This is a genomic window from Prosthecobacter sp. (genome assembly GCF_044373815.1).
GTDB lineage: Bacteria > Verrucomicrobiota > Verrucomicrobiia > Verrucomicrobiales > Verrucomicrobiaceae > Prosthecobacter.
The window spans coordinates 1-6000 of sequence record NZ_JBIPNG010000414.1 but is presented as its reverse complement, the minus strand read 5'-3'; the positions used below and the strand labels follow the sequence as shown (position 1 = coordinate 6000).

The following is a 6000-nucleotide window of genomic DNA, read 5'->3' as shown; positions in this document are numbered from 1 at the left end:
CTCCGCCGTCAGCACCTGCCCCGCAGGCACCAGCTCTGCATTCACCCGCTGCATGCGGCCGTGGCGGATCAGATAAGCCTGTCCTAGCACGGCGAAGAGTCCCTCGCGCAGCGTCGGGGTGGTCGCATTGGCAAAATCGGACGGCAGAGCCACGAGCCGCCCCGCTGCGGTCAGCACCTGGCCCCTTGGCACCAAGGTGACATCCACCAGCGCCGCGCGGCTGTGGCGAATGAGGTAGGTCTGGCCGCGATAGAATACGATGCCGTCATGCACCGTGCTCGTCTCACTCGCCTTGGGCTGATATTCCAAGGCGCGTGGGATGCCGCTCTGGGCGGCGGCAGGGCCGTAGCAGGCCAGCACCGCAGCAAGGAGGATCAATGGATGGGATTTCATAAGTCGGGAACGAAGGCAGATTCACATTGCCCTCAGTTCAAGACTAACCAGCCACCGTCTTTCTCACCATGGGGTGACCACCCCAACCCCATGAGGAGGGGCTTTCCAAGCGTGCAGGTCTCACAGCCAGATGGGCCGCGAAGGAGCCGCGCTTAGGCTTCTGGCAAACGCAGCTTGGTGGCGGGGCCGGTGACCTCAAAATGAAAATGGGGATCTTCACAATCGGGGTGAATCTCCGTGACCCGGATCGGCAGAAGATGCGGAACTTCCAGCGAAAGGTAGCGGGCTGAGGATGCAAGCGTTTCCAACGAAGCTGAGTCGTCGGGCTCGAACAGACCCCGGGCCACCTGATCCAGGGAGGGCTCGCAGAGGATTTCTCCGCTGGCTGGCGGCAGGTCGCCCCCGCACCACAGAGTGGCCCGTGCACAGCGCTTCTCCAGAGGGTCGCCTTGAAGTTTCGCCACAAACTCAAGACTCATTGCACGCCGCGTTGCTTCGTCGCTCATGGAAGCATCTAAGCATGGTTCCGGTTCTTCGGCAATGCCCTTCATGGCGGAATGAGGGCCGTCCCTTCGTTGGCCGCCCTCCCCTGCCCTCACGGGTTCAAAGTGGGCGGGACTGGAAACAGCCGAACGACGACCTTGGCATTAAATTCTAAAGCAAAATAAAATTGCAATTCTCACGGCGACCAAGTTCATTTCCTAAATGGTACATCAATGTCACTCCTGCGGAAAGAGCTTTACGACCCGGCGTTCCAGCAAACGCAGTTGCTCCGCAGCCTGCCACAAAGCTCTGCAGCGTGGGAGCAAAACGCGCTGGGTCAAAGGAGGCGACCTCTTTGGGGAATTCAGATACCGCATCCCACGCCTCTCCCACTCAAGTGGGCAGGCGGTTCAAGCCAGCTGCACAAGCAAGCCGTGCGAAGCGGTGATTTTCAGCCTCATCAAAACGGTTTAGGACGCTTTCACCTTTGACCGGGGATACCCTCCCCGTTGTCGGATCAGGCCGCCGTGAGATGTAGCTGTAAAGCGCTTTGACGTTGTCCACGACATCCTGCCAGTAGCTGATCGAGGTGGAGTTTGAGGCCACAATGCCGGCGCTCAGGGATGCGATGATGGCACTCGTGCGGTCTTTGGCATAGGCGTCTCCCTGAACCGCTGCGATCAGTTCCTTCACCGCGTTTTCAAGACTTTCGATGACCTCAGGTGTCATCTCGTTTTGTGTGCAGATGCTGACCTTGGTGTTGATCACCTGAAGTGCGGCGAGGGCTGAGTTTCGATTCATTGCGTTTAAAATTGGGGGCGGCAGGTGCGCAAAAGCCTCGTGATCAAGTGAGTGGGAACGCCGGTCAGATCCTCGACGGGAATGCATGCGTTTTCGGGTCATCAATCCTGCCAATGGCGATGAAGGACCGCCCGCAGTTCTTAGGCCTGTCCCACGGTGATGTTCCCCTGCCGCTTTGCCAGCACCTTCTGAGAACCCTACTGACAGCCAGTCTCATACGCGACTGCGCTTGCCGGCGCGCGCCACACCTGGCAGCAAAGCAAGCATGATAAGCATGTAGGATCATTGACTGAGAAATATGGCTGAGAAGATCGTGTGATCTAATTAAAATAAAGAATAGACACTTGTTCTCAAAAAGGGAATCCTTATATAATTCGAATTCATAAAATAATTCATTCTGCACACAGACAGCGTCTGGCGAAGCCGGGCCGCTCAGCGCTGCGGCCTGACTACGGCTGTGCGAACACCACCCCTCAGCCATGCCCGAATCTTCACTCCCACCTGAACTCTGTGAAATCCTGGAAAGGGATCATTCAGAAGGCCTGGCTGCCATGCTGCTTTCCCCTCACCTGGCTGAAGGAATGGTCATTTTTGACCCGCTTGACGAGCAGATGAGCGTGCGTGGAGATTTCCTTCCCGGCTCAATCAAGGTCGATATCTCTGTCATCGAGCGTTGTCGGCTGCTTCTTGCTGAAGCTGGACTGGTGCTGAATGTACTCATGTTCCCGGGTCAGTCTGAGAGCGGCAGCATCAAGCGTTTTCATTTCCAGCTCGTCGATTCGAAATCGATGGAAAAAGGGGACAAACTGCACCCCCGATGCCCTCCGATGAAGGATGGTATTTAGGGGGCGGTTTCACTGCCATGCCCGCCCGCCTGCTCGGACATTGCGGGGCTCACCTCTCGATCTTCACCAGTTCAAAATGGCAGCCGATGATGCGGGTGTCGTCCGTGAGCGACTCGGCAGACCAGGAGACGCGGTGGCCGCTGCGGAAGTCCTCGGCACTGGTGCAGACCTCGGCTCGCCAAAGCTTCTCCGGGATGTCACCGAAGGTCGTCTCGTAAACTTCGGTGATGCGGATGTGGCAGCGGAGCTGATTGCGCAGGTCATACACCTCAACCAGGTCTCCGGCCATGTATCCCCCGTCGTCGTACTCGCTGATCGGGACATGCCAGTCCCGCGCCAGATCAGCGGTGGCGGTCTTCTGGCCACTGAGCGCCTGCAGCAGCAAGTCATCATCGTCCACATCGCGGCCCCAGAATTGCAGGCGTTTCAACCGTGGCATGACCGTTCGCTGCAGCGCTTGGTTAGCCGTTGCGGGACTTCGAAAGTGCATCATCACGAACTTTGTTGGGCATAACGGCGCGGAGTGTTTCAAGCAGCTCACGTGCTTGTGTTCGTTCGGTTTTGGAGCGCGCCTCGAAGATGAGTGGTTGGATCGCGCCCTGCCGGCGGAAGACGACGTTGAACGACGTGGAGGCATCAAGACTGATCGTTGCCGGGCAGCGGACGTAATCGAGGTCGTCGAAGGTGTAAGACTGGCGGAAGAGGGAAACGATGCCTATGGAGCGAATGGTCCGCGCCGCGAAATCGACGGTGATGCTCCGGGCGAACTTGCGGAACACGAGCAGGACTAAGACGCCGACGAGAAGAAGGTAGAATGCCTGGCTGCTGCCGGATTGAGGATAGCGCCAAACGACAATGGCCGCGCCTAAAAGAACGCCGATGATAATGTCGCCGTTAAGAAAACGCTGTTTCCGCAGCTCGAGTGTCTTGGATTGGCTTTCGTTCATGGTGAGCGCGCAGCAACGGCTAACAGGTGGAGGGTGAACCGATGTGTTGGGTTTGTCCCAACCGCTCTTCAACTGACGGATTGGGTGCCATACGGGGTAAGGCTAACAAAAGTTCCGGCTTGTGCGCAAGAGGCTCGTGATTTCAAAAAGAGGTCCCATGCTCTCCTATGATTGCTGCCACCCGCGAGTAACGCACCCGACCGTAAACTCCGGCCACAACACTGAGCCCAAGGCCGGTGCCTAAGAGAGTGGGAATGATCTTCGGCTCCAGCGTGGGCGGGAGCAGGAGGATGATCATGAAGCCAAGCAACCACATCCCACGGGTCAGGCCATACAGGACATGGCTTTTGGGCCTGCGGTCCTCGGAGTCAAAAACATAGCTACCAAGCCACATCCCCCAAACAGCCAGGCTGAAACCCAGACTCCACTTCGGCCACCCATATTCAAGCAGGGCAAACTCGGGATGCTCCGTGTCATAGCGGACGCTGACCTGACTGCCAGGGCTCAGGGACTTGGCGAGGCTTCCGGCACCAGACTCGTAGCCCTGGTTGCTGATCCAGCCTGCACGCACCCTGTCACTCTCATAGCTGCGTCCAGCCACCGTGTAGCTGTAGCGGATGAGGGCGCGCGTGTTGCCCCGATGGCTCTTCTTCTCAGAGGAGATGACCCTGCCCTCAGTGGCAGCATCGGCCCTCCACAGATGCCATGAGGACACACAGAACTCCAAGGGCATCATGAACAGCAACGCAAGGAGCAAGGGCACAAAGACGAGTGCTGCGGCTATTCTAATGAGGTAACGCATGGAGAGGCTGTGACTTCGGCGAACAGGGGGCGGGTGAACCGATTTGGCTGGGTTTGTGCCAACGCTTTTCTGGTGCCAAGCTAACCCAAGCGCCGGATTATTCGCAAGAGGCTTGTGATTTCAAGAAGGACAGGCCGGAGGTGCTGTCTCCCGGAGACAGCCGGGACGGCTATCCCCCTAATGCGAGCTGAGTGTGACTAAAAAATACATTTATAACACCAAGGGCTGGTGACAATCCTGCTATCCTTGAGGCTTGAATTCCGCGTCCACTTCTCACTGAACCCTGAGCAACTCATGAGCGACTCAGTCCTGACCAAAAAACTGCGGGAATCACTGCGCAAAGCCGGGCACTTTGTCTCCAGAGCCATATTGATCACTTCTCACAAGGTGGAAGGCACCGTGATTTTTGATCCGAAGGGAGAAGCGCCGGTGATCCGCGGCGATTTTATTCCCTCCCAAACGAAGATTTCGATCTCTGCAAACGAGCGCTGTCAGCTGCTCCTTGAGAAGTCGAACGTGGTCCTGAACGTGAGGGTGTCGCCAGGTCTGTCCAAGGCACTCGGTGAAGAACATTATCGTTTCGAAGTCGTTGTCTGGGAAGCCTTGGAGTGAGCCTTTTCCAAATCAGGCTTCTGGGGTGAAAACTGCCACTGACTGATGCGGAGCCTCCGCTGTCCATTTGCCTGTGGCGGTCCTCGACCTGCCTCGTTCCGTGAGGCGGGACCGGAGCCGTGCCCTAGCCCCAGACTTGGGGACTCGTTCCGAGTTTTTGAGGAATGCACCTAACCTTCTTTCCTCGATTTTTGCCCCTTGAAGAATACATGGTTAAGATGTGTTAATAATATCTATTCAGCTCATGCTGTGTGGATTGAAGGTGCATTTGCCTGTGCAATTCAGGTCTCCATCCATTGTTCCACAGCCAGAGGGCAGCGTGAAAGCCGACTCTCCAAGAAGCCGAGGGGCAGCCTCAGGCCGTCCGTGCGCCGGGTGGGTGACTTGCGGAGGACAGTCCGTCCCGGCTGTCTGGGGTGGCCGGGGGTTGGGCCTGCCCAGATCAAAGGAGAATGGCATGGCCCTGAGGTGGGAAGAGCCCATTCTCCGGGGCCTGACTGCCGCGTCTTCTTGGGAGATAGGAATATATGATTAAGATGTGTTAATAATACATAACACCTTCTTAATCTGACGATTAAGAAGCTTGAATCCGTATGCCTGTAGCTGAGAGCTGGTTGGGGAAAGCGAGGGACGTTGGGAGACCAGTTGCGGCGCAACTGGCCAACTTTTTCACGCGATCTTCCACGCCTCGCGCATCGGGCGAAGGAGCATCTGATTGGCCTGATCGTCGTTTTCAAAGCGCTCGGCCTTGGGGTCGAACTTCAGCGGGCGCTTCAGCACGGCGGAGATGGCGCCGATGTGGCAGGTGGTGGCGGCGCGCTGGGCAATCTCGGCGGTGGCGGCGGTGCGGCCCCGGGAGTACACGGCGTCAATGAAGTTGCGGTGGTGGTTTTTGGATTCGTAGAGCTTCACGTCGCTGTCCTTGAGCTTGGCGCGCAGGATGTTGTCGTCGCTGGCCTTGAGGACTTCGGACTCGGTGTAGATCCAGCCCTCACTGCCGATGAACCGGGTGCCCCACTTGGTCTTGTCGTCCGTGCTGGTCATGACCACGCGTACACCATTGTTGTACTGATACTCGATGCGGAAGCTCTCGGCGGCGAGTATCAGTACAACAATG

General features: G+C 57.3%; 8 protein-coding genes and 1 pseudogene. 2 read left to right on the top strand and 7 right to left on the bottom strand.

Annotated features, from left to right (window positions below; all coding sequences use genetic code 11):
- The 3 genes from ACIREA_RS24735 to ACIREA_RS24725 form a co-directional block, all read right to left on the bottom strand.
- On the bottom strand, positions 1 to 393 hold a 393-nt coding region (locus ACIREA_RS24735), incomplete at its 3' end, for a hypothetical protein (protein WP_397385007.1).
- 152 nt (positions 394 to 545) lie between these two features.
- Positions 546 to 899 (bottom strand): hypothetical protein, encoded by a 354-nt coding sequence (locus ACIREA_RS24730; protein WP_397385006.1) that lies wholly within the window; start codon positions 897 to 899, stop codon positions 546 to 548.
- 370 nt (positions 900 to 1269) lie between these two features.
- On the bottom strand, positions 1270 to 1677 hold the full coding sequence (locus tag ACIREA_RS24725) for a hypothetical protein (protein WP_397385005.1): 408 nt from the start codon (positions 1675 to 1677) through the stop codon (positions 1270 to 1272).
- 479 nt (positions 1678 to 2156) lie between these two features.
- Between ACIREA_RS24725 and ACIREA_RS24720 the strand changes: the two genes are divergently transcribed.
- A complete protein-coding gene (locus ACIREA_RS24720; RefSeq protein ID WP_397385004.1) occupies positions 2157 to 2522 on the top strand; it encodes a hypothetical protein in 366 nt (121 codons plus the stop codon).
- Positions 2523 to 2571: 49 nt separating this feature from the next.
- On the opposite strand, the gene ACIREA_RS24715 is transcribed toward ACIREA_RS24720, so the two are convergent.
- The 3 genes from ACIREA_RS24715 to ACIREA_RS24705 all read right to left on the bottom strand — a co-directional run bounded on the left by ACIREA_RS24715 (position 2572) and on the right by ACIREA_RS24705 (position 4271).
- The gene (locus ACIREA_RS24715) at positions 2572 to 2961 is read right to left on the bottom strand and encodes an ASCH domain-containing protein (protein ID WP_397385003.1); all 390 of its coding nucleotides are present in this window, start codon (positions 2959 to 2961) and stop codon (positions 2572 to 2574) included.
- A 22-nt stretch (positions 2962 to 2983) separates the two neighbouring features.
- Positions 2984 to 3469: a hypothetical protein gene (locus tag ACIREA_RS24710; RefSeq protein WP_397385002.1), complete on the bottom strand. Its 486-nt coding sequence runs from the start codon at positions 3467 to 3469 to the stop codon at positions 2984 to 2986.
- 142 nt (positions 3470 to 3611) lie between these two features.
- Positions 3612 to 4271: a DUF3592 domain-containing protein gene (locus ACIREA_RS24705; RefSeq protein ID WP_397385001.1), complete on the bottom strand. Its 660-nt coding sequence runs from the start codon at positions 4269 to 4271 to the stop codon at positions 3612 to 3614.
- A gap of 294 nt (positions 4272 to 4565) precedes the next feature.
- On the opposite strand from ACIREA_RS24705, the gene ACIREA_RS24700 reads away from it, so the two are divergent.
- Positions 4566 to 4883 carry a hypothetical protein gene (locus ACIREA_RS24700; RefSeq protein WP_397385000.1) on the top strand — a complete coding sequence of 106 codons (318 nt, stop codon included), beginning with the start codon at positions 4566 to 4568 and terminating at the stop codon, positions 4881 to 4883.
- Between the two features lie 669 nt (positions 4884 to 5552).
- On the opposite strand, the pseudogene ACIREA_RS24695 reads toward ACIREA_RS24700, so the two are convergent.
- Positions 5553 to 6000 (bottom strand): annotated as a pseudogene (locus tag ACIREA_RS24695) (gfo/Idh/MocA family oxidoreductase); the annotation flags it as partial.